Source organism: Lentisphaera marina, assembly GCF_028745505.1.
Lineage (GTDB): Bacteria > Verrucomicrobiota > Lentisphaeria > Lentisphaerales > Lentisphaeraceae > Lentisphaera > Lentisphaera marina.
On record NZ_JAQZZL010000001.1, the window covers coordinates 2,240,766 to 2,262,916 of the forward strand.

The following is a 22,151-nucleotide window of genomic DNA, read 5'->3' on the forward strand; positions in this document are numbered from 1 at the left end:
TAATATCTGATCACTATAAAAATATGGATCGCTAAGCTGTAAACGAAATCTAGTAATCAACGATCTTTATGTAAGTGTTGAGGATGAGCTTATACCCGTGTGATGCTTAGAAGAAATTATGATAGAACAACCCTCAATGGAGTCTCAGTCATACTTTAACAATACTGTTTTCGTAAGATCTTTGCTTCCAGTGAATGGGCAGAACTTTAAATCATCGACTGAAGGTATGACAGGCAGCGCCTGAATTGCTCCAGGAAATTTAAATAGTTTTACAGTTTTTCCAATTGTGTGACTCCAAATAGAAGCCACAGGCTCAGGAGCTTTTTCGTTTCGTTTCCATGATAGATACAAAAAAGTCTTTGAGACAGGATCAAAAGCTGTGTATTTACAGGTACTAAATCCACCTCCAAACATAACCTGGTATGTCATTTCTTGCTCTTCATGTATACTCGTTATCTTGTAAAGTGTACCTGAAAAAAGTGAGCTTGAGCTAAGAAGTAAAATCACGCATAAATGGATAATTTTTTTGGCATGCATACTTAGGTCCTCTATAAATTAGTATAATGTGCAATTAAACGCTCTTTGATAACGGGGATAGACTCACTCGTGTTTATTAAATCATTGATAGATTTTTTTTCGACAGTTATCAAATATTCGATCAACTTTCTGTAGACAAAGTAATCATATGATTTTGAGTTTATATCTAAACCTTTAATGAGCGCTTCAAGTCCATCTTTTTCAGAAAAACTACTTTCTTGAGCAACAAACTCAGAATAACCTTCTTTTATCCACTTAGGAGTTTTTAAATTTTGAATTAATGACAATTCTCTATTCATCATCACATGATTAATTTCATGTGCAATTACACTTTCCAAAGATCGTAAATTATTTTTTTCTCTATAAGCTGTAGAAATATTATTTTTAAAATCAGCATTTGCGATAAAGATATTGTTTGCCAGATTAGTTGCAGCAAAAGAACCTACTGAGAGTGGTGCAAACAGGAAATATAACTTTTCATTATTACAAAGGTAAATGTCGTACTTTTTACTTTGATCGTAATAAAAGCTTTTACTTATTTGGTAGTGTCCCAAATTTTCTGTAAATTCTGCTATAGCTCTACTTTAAGAGTTATGAATAGCTTCCGAGACTTCGCGAGAATGGGAACTTTCTCGTCGGAGCGAAATTGAGGAAGTTGTTTGTAACTCGGGGTAAAGAAGATGCAGAGTGGTGTTGCACCAAAACAACCCACAAGGAATTATTATGCACCACTCTACACACGAGAACAGTAGTGTCTTATTAGAAATGATCCACCAAGTCACAGAAAACGGCGAAAGCGGAATGCTTGAAGCTATGAGAGTATTACTAAATGAAGCGATGAAAGTAGAGAGAAGTAATTCTCTTGATGCTGCTCCATATGAACGCAATGAAAATCGCTTAGGTTATGCTAATGGCTATAAAAACAAAACCGTAAACACTCGACTTGGAGCAATGAAGCTCAACATTCCTCAAGTCAGAGGTGAAATCGATTTTTATCCAAGTTCTTTAGAAAAAGGCTTACGAAGTGAGCGAGCTTTGATGACAGCTATGGCCGAGAGTTATATTCAGGGAACTTCGACAAGAAAAGTCACGAAACTTCTAGAGAAAATGTGTGGTCTTTCCGTGAGTAAATCACAGGTGTCACGAGTTGTATCTGAGCTAGATGAAAGCTTAGAAAAGTGGCGTAACCGTCCTTTAGGGAAATATCATTACCTTTTGGTGGATGCGAGATACGAAAAAGTTAGAGTAGATAAGACTGTTCGAGATTGTGCTTTGTTAATTGCTTATGGGATAGATGAATCAGGAAAACGCTCAGTTTTAGGTACAAGTGTCTCTTTAAGTGAAGCTGAGGTTCATTGGAGAAACTTTTTCCTATCATTGAATGCTCGAGGACTTCATGGTCTTAAGATGATCACGAGCGACAGTCATTCGGGACTGAAAGCCGCTTTAACAACTGTCTTTGGGTCAATCCCATGGCAGAGGTGTCAATTTCATTTACAGCAGAATGCGGGGGCTTATGTGCCTAAGAAAGCGATGCGTTCAGAAGTTGCACAAGACATTCGAGATATCTTTAATACCCCTTCAAAACAGGACGCCGAAAGACTTTTAAAGCTTACTTGCTTAAAGTATGAAAACAGTGCTTCTCAATTATCTGAATGGATGGAATCCGCACTTCCTGAAGGCTTTTCTGTATTTGATTTAGATCGTTCTTGTTGGACAAAACTGAGAACCACCAATATGATTGAAAGACAGAATCGAGAAATTCTAAGGCGAACTAGAACCGTGTCTATTTTCCCAAATGAAGCTTCACTGCTTAGATTAGCGTCCGCTATTCTTATGGAATTAGATGAAACCTGGATAGCTACAAAAAGAGTTTATCTGTCTGTTTAACTAAAATTGGTCAACACCAATTTACAGAAACAACGGGACTCTATCACTTATTTTTTCATTGACCTTTTTAATATATTGATCAACCCCATCTGGGATTTCATTATTTGAATAAATTGTGATGTTTCCAAATGTTTTTTCATTAGCAAAAATAGTATTTGGAAATAATAAAAGTAACAAATAAAGTAAGCTGAGAACATTTGCCGTCTTCTCCAACCTGCGAAGTATTAAACCACGCTTTGTTTTGGGTTTGTCTTTTCCAAAACCACATCCAAATAATGCCATAATAACTTTATAAATTTTCATTTTTCTTAATACTCTCCTTTCTTAAATAATTTTGAACATAATTGATGGTGGTAAAAATATACAGGTCTCAGCTTGATCCACTGCTTAGCTGTTTTTTGTTTTTGAGATAACTGAATTTTGGATAATTTCTTCAGTTTCTTTAACTAAATTTTTTAATTTAGAGTATTCAGTTTTTGATAACTTTGTTTCAAAATATGAGAGTGTTTTTAGTTGAGGATTATATAAAGAAATTTGTTTATTTTCTACATCATATTTTATATTATTTATTTCGATATAATTATTATCACTAATAGTTGCACTTATACCTTCATTTTTAGGGTAAATTATCACTCCACTAAACTCTTTTATCTTAATTGAATTTTTTTCATTATGTGTAGTGAGATATAATGCTTTAAATTCTTGGTTCTTATAATCGACCCTGTATGAGAACGACGTTGAACTTGAAGAGTGTGTCTGTTCAGTACAACTGATCATAAAAACTGTAAATATTATGGTTAAAATATTTTTCATTCTATGATTCTACCTTTATCTAATATATTGATTATGAGTCATTACAGATTGAAGTGTAAGCTAATAAAAACTGAACTAATACTAAAAAGTAATACCCCAATAATCATTAACCTAAATGCTTGCCAGTAACTGACTTTTGGCAGACTAAAAACATCCGGCATTGTCGTGTTCCACAGATATTTAAGTAGCCATGATAGTGCTAGCACAGATAAAATAGCTCCTAATATAACTCCTAATATAACTCCTAGTAACATTTTAAAATTTCCTTTGTTTGATCTAACGATTGTATGATTAAAAGATGACATTCTAAATTGTCACAAGTTTTTCAATAATGACAGGCTTTAACATGTTTTTTAACTTTTTTGTCTATTACAGATGACTTAAATATAAATTGTGGTCGTCGGTATGCTGGGCTTAGAACCCTCAGTGTATCATTCCGTATTGGAATGCGGTGCTCCCAAACTCAGATTCAATTTTTAATTCTCGCTTAGATTTCGAAATATGCGATAAAATTATTTCGCTTCCCAAATTCTGACGTAATCAAACAAGGTTTTGTCTGCTCCACGATATTTGAAAAGGATTGACTGAGCCCCATCCATATTTATCCCTTCACCTTCAAAAACTATTTCTTTGCCATTGATGTTCAGCAGCATTTTACCTTGCTGATATTCGATAATCATATCAATCCACTGATTAGCTATGAAGCTTTTGACCTCACTATTGGTTAATCTCTTGCCAGTCTTTCTCAAAAAGATCGAGAAAGCTTCTTCCGAACCGGATAAATGCATTTTATGATTACCTATCTGCATTGCTGCTCCAGCATTTGGATCACTTTTCATCACTTTAAAACGCAAGTGACAAACGAACTTTTTTGGAATATTATAGATATGGCAAACCGTCATATCTTTGGGCTTCCCGGATAAGGGTAAGACTTCCAAAATGCCATCGCCGACTTGTTTTATATTGTTGTTCTTTTTTGGACCATAGCGCCCCTTGTATTTGGGCTGATCAAAATCATCGGAAAAACGCAAAGTTCCTTGGGTAAAGAGCTTTGATTTAAACTCAATTTCTTCAGCACCCAAGCTCATAAAAAGCCCCAGGCATATCAATAAATATTTCATGTATTTCCTAATAATTTAAAAAATTTTAATTATGCCTTCGGCGAGCGGGGAGCCCCCGCGGGCGTGTGACTTTTTACTGCTTGTTGCTCATCATTAAATGCCGATTAAAAATCGGCTTTCAAACTGTGGATAAATTATAGTCGCCCGTATGGCAATACTTACTTACTCTGAAACTGTCTAGTATGAACGATAGCTTTGACAAAAGAACTCATTTGATAATCTCTTTTCTTCACAACTGCCAATAGATTGTCCACCATTTCCTCATCAGTAAAAGCATAAGGACGACCTAGGCTGTATTCAACTAATGCCTCAGCGAATCCGCGAGCGAAAGAATCTTTTTTATCATTGAGCTGATCTCGTAATTCCATAAAGTTAGCAAAACTAGAACCTTTGTAAAAAGCTCCCGAAGCATCGATAATGCCCTGCTTGTTTTTAGCACTTCTTACATGGGGATCCGTTTTCCTCCAGCGACCGATGGCATCAAAATTTTCCAAGCCAAAGCCAATGGGGTCGATTTTGCGGTGGCAGCTAGCACATTGCGGTTCTTCTTGGTGAGCGATTAATTTTTCACGCTTGGTCATTTTACCTCCTATCCTATTGAGCATTGGAACATTGGCCGGCGCTGGTGGAGGTGGGTCATTTAAAACGTGACGCAGAGCCCAGGCCCCGCGTTCCACTGGGCTAGATTCCACACCATCACTGCCCATGGCATTGATAGCCACCATACCCATGAGTCCGCCGCGCGGTGAATCTTCTTTTAACTGAACTCGGCGAAACTCATCACCTTCTACTCCCTCGATACCATATATATTTGCGAGCATCGCATTCACAACAACAAAGTCACTTTTTAGCAGCATGTTTAACTGCCCCTCTTCATTGGAACGCAGGAGGTGAAGCATGGTTTGATAAACTTCTTCTCGTGAAGCATTGCGGGCACTTTGATCAAATTCACGGTAGTACCTCAAACCGAATTGAAAGAAATCCAGCCTCTTCATATCCAGCCATTGGTGAGCTAGGCCATCCACAAAGTTACGAGCTTTGGGATCTCTGAGCATGCGCTCAACCTGCTGAGATAAGTTTTGCTTGAGCTTGCCTGCTTTTGCTAAACTGATCAAAGTAGCGTCGGGAGGTGAACTCCACAAAAAATAGGAAAGGCGGATAGCGAGTTCACGTTCATTGAGTTTTCTTGCTTCACCTTCCACACCCGGTTCACGCATATAGATAAAACGTGGCGAAGCTAAAATAATGCTCAGCGGTGTGCGTATAGCCACATCAAACTCTTTTTCTTTCTTGAGTCGATCCTGAAAGAGTTCCATTAAACCATTAATAAACTCGGGTCTTGGCTTCTTGTAGCGATAAGCGACTAAGGAAAAATCATTGATAATTTTCCTGGCTCGTTCCAGGTCATTTTTTATTGGAGCGTGCTTAGCCAGAATATAAGCCAACTTACTCTCATCTTTTTGAGCTATAGGACCCTCGATTTCGACCCAGTCCACCCAAGTCGCAGGCGGGTGTCCGTAACCATTTTTATTGCGTAGAGGGTAGTAGTAAAACTTACGCAATTCGCCCCAATCCGATTGACGTTCACGAATGGCTAAAACTCTTTTAGAATGTGAGTGAATTTCTACAGAAGTTTCAATAATCCGTGGTTTATCCGGAGTGCCAGGAACATGTAGAGTCCTAAGAGGATAACCGGAAAACTGCCCTCTTCCGATATCCTTTTCAGCTTGGTAACCAAGGTCTAAGAAATGACGGTAGCCGGTAGCCCCTTCCACAGCCCCTGCGCGAACCCTGACCTTGTACTTACCAACTGGCAAGGCTTTCCCTGGATTTAGTACAATTTTTGTAGAACCAAAATTCAGCTGAAAGTAAGCACCAATATCGTTATGAGGTAAACTGGCGTAATGCTTGTAATAATTTGAATCATCTTTTAAAGATTTAATTGTTTTTCCTGCCCAAGCAAAACTTTTGAAGCCAAAGTCACTAGCTTTAGGCATGCCTTTTAAGCCGGCAATTTTTCGATAAAAATTTGCCGGGTTATTTTTGTCATTTGGTCTTAACTTAGAAACATATTTTTGATTTTCTGGTGTTTGTAAAGCTTTATCAACGGCTATTTTAAAACTCGCCAGGCGCTTTTCCTTATCAGCAAAACCAGCTACACGTTTCTTTAGGGGTTCCCCAAGTACTTTCTCAGCTTCAACTCGATAAGTGAAGGGCTTTACTTTTTTGGCTTCCTGGGCCTCATAAAAATTATCCAGCGCTTGACGGCCGAGTTTGAGGTACTGCTCAAATTTGTCCCCAGAGATAAACTGTGCCGCACCGACGGTATCAAAATCTTCGGTGTTATCATCACTTGGAAGTGTATCCTTTTGCAGAGTCACGCCGAGCAAATCCTTGAGCGTGTTGCTATACTCACGTTTATTAAGACGACGCATAGTTATTTTGCCACCACTATCTGAAAGAACTTTGCGAGCGGTCACCATGGTATTGGAAAGCCCCTCTAAGAAGTCGGCCTTTTCATGACTTTTTGGCTGCTTTTTATCTTCAGGAGGCATATCTCCTGCATTGATTGCAGCTAATACGCCTTGCCATTGTTCAGCTTGCTCAATGGTTTGAATATGAAAAGGCAGATCTTCTAGGTTGACTTTTCCTTCTTGCTTTTCTTCATCGTGGCAATTAAGACAATAATTCGCTAAAAAATCGAAGTGCTTCTCGGGTAAAATGGCCTGGGGCTTTTCGGCATAAAGTGAGAGCCCAAATACCAGGGGTAAAACAAACTTAATTATATTCACGCCTGTAACTCCTTAATCACACCAGTACTGTCGCCATGGCTATCCACTTTAACACCGGAGCCCTGGAGCATGGTCAACCACACATTATTGAGTGGTGTTTCATCAGGCAAGATCATGTTGTGTCCCATCTTCAAATTGGCCCCGCCACCCATGAGAATTGTCGGACAATTTTTGAGGTAGTGAATTGAACGAATATTGGAGCCAAAGGCTAAAGTTATATTGTCGTACAAAGTTGAGCCATCGACTTCTTTAACCGATTTCAGATGAGTAATTAAACCAGCCAGCAACTTGCTCTGCATGAGATCTCGTTCTTTAGACTTTTCTTCTGTAGTCTCACCAGGTGAGTAATGACTCATACCATGGGGATTGCCACCAATAAATCTTTTTAGAGGCTGACGATAGGTGATGACGCGGGTGTTATCGGTCTGCAAGGCCGCAACTAAAATTTTATACATGGTTTCGATTTCTGCAGGCCCTGAGATATTGCCTGTGGGCGCTTCGAAAGGCGCCTTCGATTTGGGTACATCCATCCAACTCTCAGTTTTACTCAGGCGGGTTTCGATATCGCGAATCCCCTGAAAATACTCATCGAGTTTGTCTTTATCAGACTTACTTAACCCACGTTGCATGTCTTTGGCTTCGATCAGAACATTATCCATAATACTGCGCTTTTCTGCCAACTGTGCCTGACGCTGCGCCAAGGGTTTGTCATCTGCGTTAAATAAATTGTGATAAGCCACCAAGGGAGAATTCCAAGCTGATACAGGCTTACCTCTGTGATCCCAAGCTAATGAAAGACCTGGACCATGGCCATCCCCTAAATCAGGTGCGCTTAACTGAATTGAGCTGAAACGTGTGTGTTTACCAAATTGAGCTGCTGCTACTTGATCGGCAGAAATAGTATTGGAGAAGGACTGGCCAGGTGTGCCATACTGATTAGCACCCGTGAGCCAATAAGTACTTCCCCAGTGAGCCTGACGAGAAAATTTGTGTTCACAACCCTGAACAAAGGTAAAGTCCTTTTGATACTTCTTCAGAGGTGATAATCCCTGAGGGATTTTGTAGCCTGTACCCTTTTGGTTTTTGTCGGGAAAGTAAGTCTTTTCTGTTACGCCAAAACCCATGCTCATAAAGGCCAGACGTTTGGGTGGTTTACTTGGCGACTTAGTACGCGTAAAGGCTTCTGCCCCCATAGACTCCAGAGCGGGCAAAGCAATAAAGGCTCCGGTTCCACGTAAAAAGTTTCGTCTATTTATTTTCATTATTTATTGTCCTTGATATATAAAAAGTAAGCAAAATTTTCCTCAATCACAAGTCTAAAAGGTCATTCCTTATGTTTTCTATGGAATTCATTGCATCGAGTTGATTTAAAGAATAGCAGAATTAATCCCTATCCCACAGGTAGTGTCCCAAATTTTCTGTAAATTCTGCTATAGCTCTACTTTAAGAGTTATGAATAGCTTCCGAGACTTCGCGAGAATGGGAACTTTCTCGTCGGAGCGAAATTGAGGAAGTTGTTTGTAACTCGGGGTAAAGAAGATGCAGAGTGGTGTTGCACCAAAACAACCCACAAGGAATTATTATGCACCACTCTACACACGAGAACAGTAGTGTCTTATTAGAAATGATCCACCAAGTCACAGAAAACGGCGAAAGCGGAATGCTTGAAGCTATGAGAGTATTACTAAATGAAGCGATGAAAGTAGAGAGAAGTAATTCTCTTGATGCTGCTCCATATGAACGCAATGAAAATCGCTTAGGTTATGCTAATGGCTATAAAAACAAAACCGTAAACACTCGACTTGGAGCAATGAAGCTCAACATTCCTCAAGTCAGAGGTGAAATCGATTTTTATCCAAGTTCTTTAGAAAAAGGCTTACGAAGTGAGCGAGCTTTGATGACAGCTATGGCCGAGAGTTATATTCAGGGAACTTCGACAAGAAAAGTCACGAAACTTCTAGAGAAAATGTGTGGTCTTTCCGTGAGTAAATCACAGGTGTCACGAGTTGTATCTGAGCTAGATGAAAGCTTAGAAAAGTGGCGTAACCGTCCTTTAGGGAAATATCATTACCTTTTGGTGGATGCGAGATACGAAAAAGTTAGAGTAGATAAGACTGTTCGAGATTGTGCTTTGTTAATTGCTTATGGGATAGATGAATCAGGAAAACGCTCAGTTTTAGGTACAAGTGTCTCTTTAAGTGAAGCTGAGGTTCATTGGAGAAACTTTTTCCTATCATTGAATGCTCGAGGACTTCATGGTCTTAAGATGATCACGAGCGACAGTCATTCGGGACTGAAAGCCGCTTTAACAACTGTCTTTGGGTCAATCCCATGGCAGAGGTGTCAATTTCATTTACAGCAGAATGCGGGGGCTTATGTGCCTAAGAAAGCGATGCGTTCAGAAGTTGCACAAGACATTCGAGATATCTTTAATACCCCTTCAAAACAGGACGCCGAAAGACTTTTAAAGCTTACTTGCTTAAAGTATGAAAACAGTGCTTCTCAATTATCTGAATGGATGGAATCCGCACTTCCTGAAGGCTTTTCTGTATTTGATTTAGATCGTTCTTGTTGGACAAAACTGAGAACCACCAATATGATTGAAAGACAGAATCGAGAAATTCTAAGGCGAACTAGAACCGTGTCTATTTTCCCAAATGAAGCTTCACTGCTTAGATTAGCGTCCGCTATTCTTATGGAATTAGATGAAACCTGGATAGCTACAAAAAGAGTTTATCTGTCTGTTTAACTAAAATTGGTCAACACCAATTTACAGAAACAACGGGACTCTATCATCCCACAATGATGTATCACCGTTGATTGATTGAACTTTAGTCGGCCGATAAAAGGTTACGTGACCATCTAGCCAAAGAATATTTGCACCATTATTATCATGACGTTCCCAATAAATATTTCGGTCACCTCCAGTAGAAAGAAGCCACGACCAATAATTATCTTCAACTTTGTGACCACTATCAGCAAAAGCAACGGTTTCAGACGGGGTAGCTACAGAATTCAATTGTTTACTAGCTAAATTCCCTGTATTATATCCATAAGAGGGTTCCCTTTTGTGGCTATTGCTACTAGCATAAGCTTCAGCATAGGGGTCACTTGGACACCAAAGTAAATCATGAGAGCTATGTACATGCAAATTATTTAAATAAGCCCCAAAAGTCTCTCCACTATTGGACCATGTTCTATATGAAGTACCATGCAAGCCGTTGGTTGCGTACATCATTAGACCTTTATTATCATAAGTGTACATATGAAACACAACTCCCATTTGTTTGAGGTTACTGCCACATACAGTTGCTTGACTGCGTTTTCTTGCCTTGCCTAAAGATGGCAAGAGTAACGATGCCAAAATACCGATAATCGCAACGACAACCAGTATTTCTATAAGAGAAACATATTTCTTTTTAATAACTTTTTTCATGATTACTACACCTCTAATAATGATTATTAATCCATAATTGTACTGAGATTTCAAGACATGACAAAAAAGATAAAAAAAATGTTAAATTAATTTAAAAGTCTATTTTTAGGATTTGTTATTGATTTTTAGTTCAAATCACTTTTTCTGTTTAAAGATGTCGTATTCGGGGTTCTCGACTTTACCTTTTGCGTGCTTGTAAACCTTTTCCAGTTCTTCTCTAGTGGACGGAATTCTGCCTTTATCATCAGTCGTCTCCTCCCATTCTTTAAGCTGCTGACGATGCTTTTTTAGAATAGAGGCATATTCAGGATTCAAAGCCAGATTGCGAACTTGGTGGGGGTCATTTTCCAAATCATATAACTCCTCCACTTTTCTCTTTGAGCTATCGTGGTAGGAAGCCTGTAAATCTGTGAGTTGCCCTTCATCATATAATTGCCTAAGATTTTTAAAAACGGCATGTCCATCTCTGTAGGCGGCTTGATAAAGAGGACGATCCGTCATGTAATTTTTTATGTAGACAAACTTCTCAGTTCTAAGAGCCCGTACGTGATCAATTGCAATACCCATGCGGTCTTTAGCAGAAATCACATAATCCCGCTCTTGATAATTTTTTGCGAAAAGTTTTTTTCCCTCCATGAAATCCGGAACCTTAAGCCCAGCTAAATCCAGCGAACTCGTTGTGATATCTATGCCACTCACTAAATCATTGCGAACTGTCCCCAATTGCTTGATTTTATCTGAACCTGCCGGCCAATGGACAATTAAAGGAACTTTTGTACCTTCATCATACAGGTGTTGTTTAGCTCTGGGCATTTGGCAACCGTGATCAGTAAAGAAGAATACGATGGTATTTTCCCAAAGCTCATAGTCTTTTAAGGCTTTAATAATGGCCCCAACCTGACTATCGCAATAAGCAATTTGCTCATAATGACGTGCCATGGCATTGCGCATCACTTTATTATCTGGATACTGTGGAGGTACACTAATTTCACTTTCTTTGACACGGCTTGATGCAGGGTACTTCCTACCTGCTTCCCCCTGATACTTGCCTCCATAAAGTTGTATTTGACCAAAAAACTTTTTCCCTTTGAGTTGCTCGAGCCAAGTCAAATCATGGCCACGCAGGTGCCCCGAAACGATTTTTTTATTGGGGCTTTTAAATTCAGGAGAATATAAATCACTCAATTTATAAGAAAAATTATAATCCGTTTTTTGTTCATTGAATGTCAGGTAACCCGCTTGGCGAAACAACTGTGGAATTGTCGTAATACCAGCAGCAAGAGGCTTCTTAATCATAGTGCGGTGCTCATGCAGGCCATAACTTGTTTGCATCGTTCCGGTAATCAAGGCCGAGCGAGTTGTGGAACAAACTGGTGCCGGCATATAAGTCCGTTCAAACTTCACACCTTTTTCAGCCAGCATATCAATATTTGGAGTAGCAACTGTCTTATCTCCATAACAGCCTAGCCAAGCACTCATATCATCAGCGTAAATCCACAAAACATTTGGTGAATTTTGTGAATATACGGAAAAGTTTAAAGTGAAAAAAATAAGTGCTGCAATAACTACTTTCATATGATTAGGCCTCTATATATGTGCTTCTTACCATGAACTTGTTTCGAATCGGGCAAATGACACATGAATGGTGATGACTTTTTTATTAACTAACGCGCGCCAGGTCAAGGAATGGCAATTCCTTGCTAGGGGAGCTCGAGGGGGACAGCGTCCCTCTCGCATGCGAAGCATCAAGCCCTCTACTAGATGTGTCTTACTGTGAGCTTGTCTCGAATCAGATAAATGACACATTGATTGTGATGATTTTTTATGCCTAAAGCTCTGACAACATCTAAGTTCTGCAATTAATGCTAATTGCTTTACAGAGCTTTAGATTCAAGTTCTTTACGAGCTTGAGTCTGCCACTTTTTCCCATGTTTCTTTTTAAATTCTTGTAGAGCTTTGTACTCACTGGAATCCACCTTACCATCGCCATTTTTGTCCATAAAAGTAAAGACCCATTCTAAGCCCGGCCGTTCTTTATTCCATTGTGCTTGAGAAGCCCAAGTGTTTTTCCCCATCTTCACTTTTGCTTTTACTTTAGTTTTAGACTCTTTAATTTCTTCCTTGGGTACTTCGATTTCAATTTCAGTCACTTTTGCTTGATCATCTCGAATAATACGCAGGCGATCGAACTTGAGTTGCTGTTTCGCTACATTTGAAATAAAACGAATAATTTTGAGTCCGGGCTCGTCAAAGCGAATGGCACCAAGAGCTTGTGTTTTCATTGATTTTGACGCTTCCAATTGAGCTAATGTTTTCATGGGATAGCCTGTATCAGATTGAGCCGCATCGTTTTTCACATCATCAACCTGTACTAAAAAACTACCACTAGCGGCCATATCAGCTTCGAGGCGATAAGTCCCGGGTATTTGCACGTCTAAAACAAAATCTATATAGCTGCCCTTTCCCGCGTACAGATCCGCAAAAATCATTTTACCTCCGGAGGCATTGGCGTCCGTTCTAGAGTAATGACAATTACCACGGAGTTGATAATCAGCCGAAGTCTGCGCGGGAATAGCTTCGGCTTCAATCCAGCCGTCCTGCGGAATAAGCGGATAAGAAAATGACAGTTGTTTTTCCAATTTTTTTATAAGAGGCGCATATTCAGGATTGTTCGCCAGGTTCTTAAATTCGTGTGGATCAGAGGACAGCTTATACAATTCCGTTTCACCTGTAGCCAGTCGGGTCATGCGATAATCATTGGAGAGTATTGACTCAAAAAATACACCATCCATCTGACTGGTCATTTGAACGGGATAATCCCAGTCCATATCAGGCTTTTTGATGAGAGGCAGCAAACTCTTGCCATCGAGTTCTTGAGGAGGTTTTGGCAGCTCAAGAAGATCCAGTAATGTGGGATAAAAATCTAAAAGTGATACGGCATTATTAATCATCTGCCCCTCGGGAATTTGAGGACCGGCAATCATAAAATTGCTGCGTGAAGAATCATACCAGGGTTTAATTTTTGACCAGGCCTTCTTTTCACCAAGCATATAACCGTGATCACTCCAAAGTATCACATAGCCAGTCTTTGCATGAGGACTAGCGTACCAGGCATCTAGTAGACGCCCGACCTGTTCATCGGCAAAAGTCACACTTGCCAAATAGGCGCGTACAAACTGCTTATCGTAGCCCTTTTCTACCAGCTTGTCGTGGTAGCCTTTCCCGAATTTAGCCTCTAAACCAGCGACCAATTTAAAGCGCTCAGGTAGATCATCCAGATCATTGGCTCGTGATTCCGGCAGCTCTAAAGTTTCTAGCGGATATTTATCGAAATATCCCTGAGGAACAATCCACGGCGCATGGGGCCGATAAATTCCCACTGACAATAAGATCGGCTCCTTGTTTGATTGAATTTCCTTGATGCCCGCGCTGGCCGCTTTATAATCAGCCATCTCGCTCGCCGGTGCATCGGCTACATCCCAAATGGCAGAAGAATTGAGTTTTATACCGACGCCTTTAACTTTTTTAACCTTTGGGAAAGGTGGTATATATCTATCAAATTCCGGTTTATCTCCTTTGTGAAAGTTCTTGGCAATTCCAATACTTTGCCAACCGTTCTGAGAAAAGAGCTTAGGTATGGTGACCGCATTCGCCCCCACATAAAAACGCCAGGGATGCTTACCGTTATCATTTGAAATGTTCCCTGAACGCCAGGGGGCAATACCGGTGAAAAAGGCGGGCCGAGAAGGTACACAGGAAGGGGAAGCACATATTGCATTACTAAAAGTTACCCCCCGCTCTGCCAGGCGCTTAATATGGGGAGTAATGGCTTGCGGATGCCCTTTTAAGACTTCATTCCAGTCATTCCAGTCATCTACATTGATCATTAAAACACTGGGCTTTTCTGAACCCAGCAAGGAAAATGCTGTTAAAATCAATAAAATTATTGAGTACCGTTTTTTCATTATTCTTTCCATATAAATTTTTAGCTAAAATAGAAATTCAGACTTCTCTTATAGTAAGTTTTGTAAGTTTTTCCTTTATTCAAATACCTGAAGGAATTTTTCGATCACCGATTAGTTCCATCCACTTAGATAAAGAGTCTTTAAGTTCTTTGAGAATATTTGTCAGTTCCGGATTTTCTTTTGAGTTAGTCAGCTCATAGGGATCTTTATCTTGGTTGTAAAGGAACTCCTCGTTTTTTCCTGTAAGTATGTACTTCCACTTAACGCTTCGTACCATGCGATGTCCCTCTCCTGGCTTGGCATCTACACCAACACATTCGCTAAAAACAAGATCGCGGACTTTAGCTTCCTTATCCATAAAAATGGGCAGTAGTGATTTACCCATAATATGATTTGGCAAAGGAGCTCCGGCTAAGTCTAACAGTGTTGGGTAAAGGTCTAAGCTGGAAACTAGTGAACCTGACCTTTTACCTTTAACATGAAGCTGACTCCAATTGACAAACATTGGAACCCGAACGGATTCTTCGTGCATTGTAATTTTATTTCCTAGACCGTGATTCCCCAGGTGGTAACCGTTATCAGAAAGAAAGATGATCATCGTATTATCTTTGAGCCCCAACTGCTCCATATTTTCTATCATTTCTCCAAGCTGATGATCCAGGTGACTAATCGTAGCATAATAGGCCTTGATAAAAGAGCGCATAGTCACTTCGTCTCGTGGAGGACCTGCAGGGAGTTTTTTCCATACTGCTTCATATTTACTATCGCGATAATAATCCTCTCCGGGTTTACCCTGATTAAATACGCTTATGGGAAGTGGTTTTTCACGAAAATTTGGATCGAGTTTTAATTCATTTTCCTGGTAAAGTTCAAGCCATTTTTTTTCAGGGTATAATGGGAGGTGAGGTTGACGGGGTGCCACCCACAAAAAAAAGGGTTTGTTCCTTTTTGACTCTTTTTTCAAAAAAGAATTCACCCTTTTAAAGGTTTCTACATCATCGAAGCCCTTAACTTCTTCACCTTCATCAAAGCCATAACTTTGCGGCTTACCAATGTGTGACTTGCCCCAAAATGCACAATGATAGCCCGCTTTCTTCATCTGCATCGGCAAAGTCTGATCTGCCATTTTACCTTTAGTAAGGTACTTTCTAAAAGCCTTATGATTCAATGCAACCACACCATTTTGCTGAGGGTACACACCAGTCATCATTGCTGCTCGACTGGCTGCACATATTGGAGAGGCTACGTAGGCATTATCAAGAATAAGGCCCTCGGATGCCAGCTTATCGAGGTGAGGCGTCTTGATAAGCGGGTTATTATATCCAATAGCTCTGTAAACTTGGTCATCTGTGAATATGACTAAAATATTTGGTTTACTATTCTTTAGAGAACTTCCAGCAAAAGCATTGGAACTCAATGTTGTTATAAACAATATCAGCAAAAAATATTTACCCATATTATTTATACACCTAGATAACATGCTCTACCTATTTGGCTTCAGCAGCATTAAAGGCTTTGTGACCAGTTGAATTTTGACCGAGAATGGGAGCGCGTTCTGCGGGCACCTGCTCACGGTGTTTTGCTATCATTGAAGCGTACTCAGGATTCTTAATCTGATTATTCCACTCGTGTGGGTCTTTGCTTCGGTCATAAAATTCTTCTGAACCATCATTGTATTGGATATAACGGTACCTTTCAGAAACAATCGCGTAATTGCCCGGTCCAAAACTCGAACGTGCATAGTGCGGCCAATCACTTTGCGGATTGCGCAAGAGCTGTACCAATGAATTACCTTCAAGTTTTGGATCAGCATTTAGACTTGTGAGTTCTAGAAGCGTTGGGTAAATATCCATAAGCTGAACCGGCTTGTGACTCACACCAGGCTTGATTCCTGGGCCAGCAATCATCATGGGAACTCTCGAGCCATCTGCCCAGATACTGCGCTTGGCGTAACGTTCCTTTTCACCGAAGTGAAAACCATGATCACTGTATAGCACGACATAGGTATTATCTTTGTGGGGGCTAGCATCTAGAGTATCGAGAATTTTCCCAACTTGAGCATCCACAAAAGAAACACAAGCTAAATAAGATTGAACGAGCTTCTTTTCTTCTTTGTTTTCCACAACCCAATCATAAGTCGGCGCAACGTGCTTTTCTCTTGTTAGATCAATTCCGTATTGAGATATATCGGCCAGGTCGTCTTTTTTCATTTTGGGTAATTGCACTTCATCAAGCGGATACATATCAAACCATTTTTGTGGGGCAAATTGCGGAACATGAGGACGATAAAAACCTATACCCATAAAAAAGGGCTTATCGCGTTCCAAAGCTAATTTTTTCTCACCCCATGCAGCAATTTTTGCATCAGGCATTTGATCATCACGCTCGGGGTAAACTCCCCAGTCCCAAAGTGGATGCCCCGGAAAAGAGGTGATTTTCTTTTTAGGTACGGGGCCAAAACCACCGTAGCTACCGCCGTACTCTTTAAAGTATTTTTTATTTTCTGAGGAGTGAAATAGTTTACCTGCGGCACTCACTTCAAAACCTTCTTTTTCAAAACGCTTGGGCATCACTAAATGACCTTTTGCCTTGGGCGAAGCCGCAAAACTTGGATTCAAAAAGTAGATACCTGTGGTACTTGGGTACAGCGAAGACATCATGCTCGCCCGCGACGGATTACATACAGGAGATTGACATTGAGCATTGGTGAATAAAACGCCTCGTTTAGACAAGCGGTCCATATTGGGAGTTTGAGCCTGCGGGTGCCCACCCAAGACACCAATCCAGTCATTGAGATCATCTACTGCAATGAGCAAAACATTAGGTTTTTGCTGGGCAAAAACTGCCGATCCCATAAATAAAAAGGATACAATAAGTCCTTTAATAATTTTCATTTATTTCTCCTAGTTTTTAAGAAAGAACTGAAGTCTTTCACTTTTATAATTTATTGATTAATGTCTAAGGCGTTTAAGAGGCTGCTTTTGATTTTCTTTTACTCTTTTGACTTTTTTTGCCCTTGTCACTCCTCTTGCCCTTATTGCGCTCACTCACCTCTTTCACCTCAGCTGCTGCCTGTTTCGGTAAGTACTGAGCCAATTCATCGCGAATGGCTTTATACTTAGGGTCATTGATCAAATTCTTATATTCATCCGGATCATTTTTATGATCGTAAAGCTCTCCAGCTCCGTCTTCATAAGAAATTAAGCGCCAATCACGAGTTCTAACTGCGTGATTACCATAATAAGATGATATAATTGCCGGTTGTTTACGCTCAGTGAGCGGATTTTGTAGTTGTGGAAGCAAGGAAATGCCATCCAGTTTATGAGGTGTTTCTACTCCGCACAAGTCGACTAAAGTTGGGTAAATATCGATTAAACTTGCCGGTTCAACACAGGCTTTGCCAGGTGCTATGCCTGGTCCGTACACTAACAAAGGTACTTTAGTGGATTCTTCCCACAAAGTTCGTTTAGCCCAATGCTGTTTTTCGCCCATATGAAAACCGTGGTCACTCCACAAAACGACAATAGTATTATCTGCATATTTACTATCTTTAAGGGCATCCATTACAATGCCCACACAGGCATCAACAAAGCTAATAGAAGCCAAATAAGCATGAGTAAGTTTTCTGTCAGAATTGCTGGCTAAAACATCTGCATGAGTCGGAGCAACTGCATAGTCATTGATCGTTTGAAAATTCTTCGGTACATCATCCAGGTCGGATTTGGGTGAAGGAGCCAGAACAATTGATTCTTCATCATAAAGCTCAAACCATTTAGGTGGAACCAATAAGGGAACATGCGGTCGGTAAAATCCAACTGACATAAAAAAGGGCTTATCGAAATCTTCCTGCAGTGCTTCGGCTGCATTATGCGCCAGCTTCATATCGTGAGCATCGGCATCAGTTAGGGGATGGTGTCCCCAGTCCCAGGCCCTACTCCAACCTTGGGGAAGGTTTAATGGCTGCTTTGGTTTTGGACCGGAATGTCCTTTAATTAGTGAGCGGTCGATATCACTAGCAACGGGGCCGCCAAATCCATGATGCAAGACCTTACCTCCAGACAAAGTGTAATAGCCCTGGTTTTTAAAATGGCGCTGAATCGTCACCACGTCTTTGAGGGCCGGAATGGATTGATAGCTCGGCCCGATCTCGTAACTGCCATGAGTCGTTGCCGCAAGACCTGACATCACACTGACACGCGATGATGAACAGACCGGAACAGCACAATGAGCATTAGTAAAAAGACGTCCGCTACTGGCGAGTTTGTCCATATGAGGAGTCTTCACCTGTGGGTGCCCTCCTAAAAAGCCCGTCCAATCGTTTAAATCATCTATTGAGATCATTAAGACATTGGGTTTTTCTTTAGCAGCTAAGTCAATGCTTCCCGTTAAAAATGATAAAAGAATAAGTGATAAAAACCTCATAAAATAAGCCTATTTTTTCTTGAGGAACAAATGTGTTCCCTTCTTGTTACTCACCAGGATATCATTGAGGCCATCTTCATTAATATCTCCGGTACTAAATTGTGTTCCCACTCCTGAGTTATCATCAACTTTAATGGGCTTAAAGTAGGCTTCACCGCCTTCGCGAACAAGCTGAAAAACATATAGAACTGCAGGTGCCATAGCTTCGACATCACCTTTAGGACCGTGAGCCCAGTAGCGTTTTCCTGTGACGATATCCTTCAGGCCGTCATTATTCATATCGATAAGTTCTAATGCATGTAATTGACTGAACTTCACCCCGAATTTATTATCTTTTGTTTTGGCACCGATAACAATTTGTTTAATAAATTTTTTATTGTCGATATTTTTAAACCAATAGAGGCCATAACCATGGGCATTGCCGGAAGTGATGACATCATTGCGGCCATCGCCATCCACATCATAGGCAAACATCTGCGCTCCACAGTGTCTTTCACCATTAGAGAACTGCTGCTGGTGATATATCCACTCCTGCCCTGGCTTAGCATCTGCAGGTTGTTCCAACCAACCGTGACCCGCCAGCATGTCCAAACGACCATCATTATTCACATCGCCCATGCCAATACCATGAGTATACTTATGCCATTTACCCTTGGCTGAAATCTTGTGAAAAGTCCATTTTTCTAGTGGCTTGTCAGGATTCATTTTTGCATAGCCAAAATAACCATCATAATTGCAAATAAGTTCCTCAGTTCCGTCGCCATCTATATCTACAAGTTGAGGTGATTCATTATCCACCACATCCCATAGAGCCACTTCACGCCATTGACCTTGTCCCTTGCCGGGATTGAGATAGGCATACAAGGGTGAGCCTGGTAAGCCCACCAGAAGTATATCATTGTGACCATCCTTATTGATGTCTCTCATCCAATTGACAAAGGAGTTGGAGTACTTAATCGGCGTATAGGCATTATTCTCGACTGGAGTATGCTTTTTACTACCATCGAGCTCACGGATTTGATGCTTTACTTTATAGTTAGGTCCTTCCCACCAAAAACTTCCTGTCACAATGTCATTAACTCCATCGCCGTTAAGATCACCATAGGCAGCTCCCTCCGAATAAAATTGGGGACTTATAGTAATTTTTTCGTAGTCCGCCATCAAAGACGTATTCAATAATAGTCCGAGTAATAATAGTTTTTTCATAAGTCTCTCAATAATTTATTTAATCATCACGGGAAGCATACTTTCAATTATAATTTACTAATACACACTAGAGTTTCGTTTTATATAAATATTAGAACTTAAAATATAATAAAATCGTCATAATAAGCTTTCAAAACAAGCTCCTTTCATCGACCTTACACTGTCTTCAAACCAAGCTACATTATAATTTTTCGATTAGCCATCAATGAGAAAATCTTTTATTGACTTGGCTAAAGCTTAGCAAATCCTTATAAGTAGAATTCGAGAGGGGCCGCACCTTTTACCGACGCGAAATGTCATGTCTTTTATTGTGTTTAATCGTAAATATTCATTACTATACTTGTCTTCGGACAATTGACTTATGACAGTAAAAGATATCCAAGAAGAATTATTTTTGCATTTCAAGTAACCTTTATGCTTTTGAGCAAAGTCTTCTATTTTTGTAATAATTGAAGCGATAGTTCTTTATAGCTTGGCTACTTGTCTGCGGATATCGCAGAAATCCCTCTCACTTTTGTGACAATCTTTTTAACTAGTCTATAGCCGCTTCCAGTTAATCATAATTTTTTGTTTTACAATTAAGTAATGTCATGGAGCTTTTCATCGTCCGTTTTAATTGGCTTCAGATCTTATTACTTGAAGTACCCTTAGTGTGCTTCTCTTTCTCCAATTCTTGTTTTTGTTGTTTTTTATACTCAGAATTATAATAAACTGACATGGGCCACCAAAAACAGTCGGCGACGAGAGTAAATGGCAGGTCTACAACTTTAAAGGTGTACCACGCTATACTATCTCCAGTACTCGCTGGATGCTTTGGTGATTCGGGAACCCCCATTATAGCAATGGCTTGAGTCCCCGCAAAAGGCTCTTGTGTACCCGTCAAACCATAAGCAAGAGTGCTATGACATGAGTTCAGTACTAGACTCAACAAACAAAAAAATAAATTAAACACTGCTTTCTTCACTATTGGTCCTTTTTGAGAACCTGAAAATCGGAACTTGCTGCAAGTGCTTTAGCCCTATCGTTAAGAACTATACTATGACTATGTGCAGCTTTGTAATAAGTCTCGGCTTTGTTAAGATCTTTACCTTGAAGTGCCACAAGGGCATGTAAAAGTTCACACACTTGTAATTGCTGAGTTTGTCTAACGTAGCGCTGACGAATAGCCTCCTGTAGAGAACTTTTCTTTTGAGTAAAATCTTTTGAGTGCATTTCTTGGTTCGATCTTTTTTGATATTTCAGAACTTTGCTTTCAACTTTCTTAAGTTCTTTAAGTGCTAGGTCAACTTTCTCAGCCCTACTGAGCGCTAAGGAATAAGCCAATTGTAAATCCCATCCATAGGGTTCGATGGGAATTCCAAAAGCGTGCATTCTATCACTTATACGTACACCTTTTGGCGGCTCAATTAAGGTACTAAGGAAAACGGCTTTTTGTTTATTAATTTTACCAGTTGCTAAAAAAGACCATGAGAGGTCTGCTAAAGTATTTTTTTGATTAATTTCAGATTCAGTATTTTTATTGTAGCCAACATCAGCTATAGCTTGTTTGAGTTCTTCTTGAGCTTTTAAATTTTCATTACTGCTTTCGGGTAAAATGGCCCAATATTCCAAGATAATGGGGATATACTCGCGGTAGGCAACGTCCCTTTTCTGACTTGCATCAAACCACAATTTTGTGCGATTTTTCTTCTCATCAGCACTAAGCTTATCGCTCTTATTGCTCCAGTGATAGCGATCGTGAATTTTGTCTACTTCCTGAAAGTTTTGGCGCTTTTGTTCCAGCTTATTTTTCAAGTCCTGAAGATTTTTCTCATCCTTTAAACCGTCAATTTCTTTTGTGTGACTAATTGTGTTTTTAGCTTTACTAGTTTTTGTATTATCTTTAGCGCATGATGATACAAAAAGAAGCACTAAAGCGATCATAATAAGAGTTTTATACATTTTTCATTCCTGTTAATTTTGTACGCTC

At 39.9% G+C, this 22,151-nt stretch carries 18 protein-coding genes; 2 read left to right on the forward strand and 16 right to left on the reverse strand.

Translation table 11 applies throughout. The features are described from left to right. Positions 1 to 144: 144 nt before the first annotated feature. Complete coding sequence (locus PQO01_RS09160) at positions 145 to 537, reverse strand: hypothetical protein (RefSeq protein WP_274313716.1); 393 nt, start codon at positions 535 to 537, stop codon at positions 145 to 147. An 11-nt stretch (positions 538 to 548) separates the two neighbouring features. Further along, positions 549 to 1,091 (reverse strand): hypothetical protein, encoded by a 543-nt coding sequence (locus PQO01_RS09165; RefSeq protein ID WP_274313717.1) that lies wholly within the window; start codon positions 1,089 to 1,091, stop codon positions 549 to 551. A 169-nt stretch (positions 1,092 to 1,260) separates the two neighbouring features. Between PQO01_RS09165 and PQO01_RS09170 the strand changes: the two genes are divergently transcribed. Continuing rightward, a complete protein-coding gene (locus tag PQO01_RS09170) occupies positions 1,261 to 2,427 on the forward strand; it encodes an IS256 family transposase (RefSeq protein WP_274312071.1) in 1,167 nt (388 codons plus the stop codon). 21 nt (positions 2,428 to 2,448) lie between these two features. Here PQO01_RS09170 and PQO01_RS09175 read toward each other — a convergent pair whose 3' ends face one another. From PQO01_RS09175 to PQO01_RS09195, 5 genes are all read right to left on the reverse strand, one after another. After that, complete coding sequence (locus tag PQO01_RS09175) at positions 2,449 to 2,730, reverse strand: hypothetical protein (protein WP_274313718.1); 282 nt, start codon at positions 2,728 to 2,730, stop codon at positions 2,449 to 2,451. An 84-nt stretch (positions 2,731 to 2,814) separates the two neighbouring features. Beyond that, positions 2,815 to 3,240: a hypothetical protein gene (locus PQO01_RS09180; protein ID WP_274313719.1), complete on the reverse strand. Its 426-nt coding sequence runs from the start codon at positions 3,238 to 3,240 to the stop codon at positions 2,815 to 2,817. 512 nt (positions 3,241 to 3,752) lie between these two features. After that, positions 3,753 to 4,361 (reverse strand): hypothetical protein, encoded by a 609-nt coding sequence (locus tag PQO01_RS09185; protein WP_274313720.1) that lies wholly within the window; start codon positions 4,359 to 4,361, stop codon positions 3,753 to 3,755. Positions 4,362 to 4,519: 158 nt separating this feature from the next. Beyond that, complete coding sequence (locus PQO01_RS09190) at positions 4,520 to 7,153, reverse strand: DUF1592 domain-containing protein (protein WP_337994441.1); 2,634 nt, start codon at positions 7,151 to 7,153, stop codon at positions 4,520 to 4,522. Continuing rightward, on the reverse strand, positions 7,150 to 8,415 hold the full coding sequence (locus PQO01_RS09195; RefSeq protein WP_274313721.1) for a DUF1552 domain-containing protein: 1,266 nt from the start codon (positions 8,413 to 8,415) through the stop codon (positions 7,150 to 7,152). Before PQO01_RS09195 ends, PQO01_RS09190 begins: the two co-directional genes overlap by 4 nt. Before the next feature lie 320 nt (positions 8,416 to 8,735). On the opposite strand from PQO01_RS09195, the gene PQO01_RS09200 reads away from it, so the two are divergent. Continuing rightward, complete coding sequence (locus PQO01_RS09200; RefSeq protein ID WP_274312071.1) at positions 8,736 to 9,902, forward strand: IS256 family transposase; 1,167 nt, start codon at positions 8,736 to 8,738, stop codon at positions 9,900 to 9,902. A gap of 21 nt (positions 9,903 to 9,923) precedes the next feature. Here PQO01_RS09200 and PQO01_RS09205 read toward each other — a convergent pair whose 3' ends face one another. The 9 genes from PQO01_RS09205 to PQO01_RS09245 all read right to left on the reverse strand — a co-directional run bounded on the left by PQO01_RS09205 (position 9,924) and on the right by PQO01_RS09245 (position 22,123). Further along, complete coding sequence (locus PQO01_RS09205; RefSeq protein WP_274313722.1) at positions 9,924 to 10,589, reverse strand: prepilin-type N-terminal cleavage/methylation domain-containing protein; 666 nt, start codon at positions 10,587 to 10,589, stop codon at positions 9,924 to 9,926. Between the two features lie 135 nt (positions 10,590 to 10,724). Continuing rightward, positions 10,725 to 12,164, reverse strand: coding sequence for a sulfatase family protein (locus PQO01_RS09210; protein ID WP_274313723.1), 1,440 nt, complete (start codon positions 12,162 to 12,164; stop codon positions 10,725 to 10,727). Positions 12,165 to 12,463: 299 nt separating this feature from the next. Further along, positions 12,464 to 14,554 (reverse strand): sulfatase-like hydrolase/transferase, encoded by a 2,091-nt coding sequence (locus PQO01_RS09215; protein ID WP_274313724.1) that lies wholly within the window; start codon positions 14,552 to 14,554, stop codon positions 12,464 to 12,466. A 79-nt stretch (positions 14,555 to 14,633) separates the two neighbouring features. After that, the gene (locus PQO01_RS09220) at positions 14,634 to 16,010 is read right to left on the reverse strand and encodes a sulfatase family protein (protein ID WP_274313725.1); all 1,377 of its coding nucleotides are present in this window, start codon (positions 16,008 to 16,010) and stop codon (positions 14,634 to 14,636) included. A 31-nt stretch (positions 16,011 to 16,041) separates the two neighbouring features. Beyond that, complete coding sequence (locus tag PQO01_RS09225) at positions 16,042 to 17,448, reverse strand: sulfatase (protein WP_274313726.1); 1,407 nt, start codon at positions 17,446 to 17,448, stop codon at positions 16,042 to 16,044. A 73-nt stretch (positions 17,449 to 17,521) separates the two neighbouring features. Continuing rightward, on the reverse strand, positions 17,522 to 18,976 hold the full coding sequence (locus tag PQO01_RS09230; RefSeq protein ID WP_274313727.1) for a sulfatase: 1,455 nt from the start codon (positions 18,974 to 18,976) through the stop codon (positions 17,522 to 17,524). 9 nt (positions 18,977 to 18,985) lie between these two features. Then, positions 18,986 to 20,182 carry an FG-GAP repeat domain-containing protein gene (locus PQO01_RS09235; protein WP_274313728.1) on the reverse strand — a complete coding sequence of 399 codons (1,197 nt, stop codon included), beginning with the start codon at positions 20,180 to 20,182 and terminating at the stop codon, positions 18,986 to 18,988. Positions 20,183 to 20,804: 622 nt separating this feature from the next. Further along, positions 20,805 to 21,146, reverse strand: coding sequence for a hypothetical protein (locus tag PQO01_RS09240; protein WP_274313729.1), 342 nt, complete (start codon positions 21,144 to 21,146; stop codon positions 20,805 to 20,807). After that, positions 21,146 to 22,123: a hypothetical protein gene (locus PQO01_RS09245; RefSeq protein WP_274313730.1), complete on the reverse strand. Its 978-nt coding sequence runs from the start codon at positions 22,121 to 22,123 to the stop codon at positions 21,146 to 21,148. Before PQO01_RS09245 ends, PQO01_RS09240 begins: the two co-directional genes overlap by 1 nt. Between the last annotated feature and the right edge of the window lie 28 nt (positions 22,124 to 22,151).

Bases quoted from the DNA above. Each gene is read 5' to 3' on its own strand.
- PQO01_RS09230 (WP_274313727.1), bottom strand. From the start codon at position 18,976: ATGAGGTTTTTATCACTTATTCTTTTATCATTTTTAACGGGAAGCATT.
- PQO01_RS09225 (WP_274313726.1), bottom strand. From the start codon at position 17,448: ATGAAAATTATTAAAGGACTTATTGTATCCTTTTTATTTATGGGATCG.
- PQO01_RS09220 (WP_274313725.1), bottom strand. From the start codon at position 16,010: ATGGGTAAATATTTTTTGCTGATATTGTTTATAACAACATTGAGTTCC.
- PQO01_RS09200 (WP_274312071.1), top strand. From the start codon at position 8,736: ATGCACCACTCTACACACGAGAACAGTAGTGTCTTATTAGAAATGATC.
- PQO01_RS09195 (WP_274313721.1), bottom strand. From the start codon at position 8,415: ATGAAAATAAATAGACGAAACTTTTTACGTGGAACCGGAGCCTTTATT.
- PQO01_RS09170 (WP_274312071.1), top strand. From the start codon at position 1,261: ATGCACCACTCTACACACGAGAACAGTAGTGTCTTATTAGAAATGATC.
- PQO01_RS09160 (WP_274313716.1), bottom strand. From the start codon at position 537: ATGCATGCCAAAAAAATTATCCATTTATGCGTGATTTTACTTCTTAGC.
- PQO01_RS09175 (WP_274313718.1), bottom strand. From the start codon at position 2,730: ATGAAAATTTATAAAGTTATTATGGCATTATTTGGATGTGGTTTTGGA.
- PQO01_RS09185 (WP_274313720.1), bottom strand. From the start codon at position 4,361: ATGAAATATTTATTGATATGCCTGGGGCTTTTTATGAGCTTGGGTGCT.
- PQO01_RS09235 (WP_274313728.1), bottom strand. From the start codon at position 20,182: ATGAAAAAACTATTATTACTCGGACTATTATTGAATACGTCTTTGATG.
- PQO01_RS09215 (WP_274313724.1), bottom strand. From the start codon at position 14,554: ATGAAAAAACGGTACTCAATAATTTTATTGATTTTAACAGCATTTTCC.
- PQO01_RS09205 (WP_274313722.1), bottom strand. From the start codon at position 10,589: ATGAAAAAAGTTATTAAAAAGAAATATGTTTCTCTTATAGAAATACTG.
- PQO01_RS09180 (WP_274313719.1), bottom strand. From the start codon at position 3,240: ATGAAAAATATTTTAACCATAATATTTACAGTTTTTATGATCAGTTGT.
- PQO01_RS09245 (WP_274313730.1), bottom strand. From the start codon at position 22,123: ATGTATAAAACTCTTATTATGATCGCTTTAGTGCTTCTTTTTGTATCA.
- PQO01_RS09210 (WP_274313723.1), bottom strand. From the start codon at position 12,164: ATGAAAGTAGTTATTGCAGCACTTATTTTTTTCACTTTAAACTTTTCC.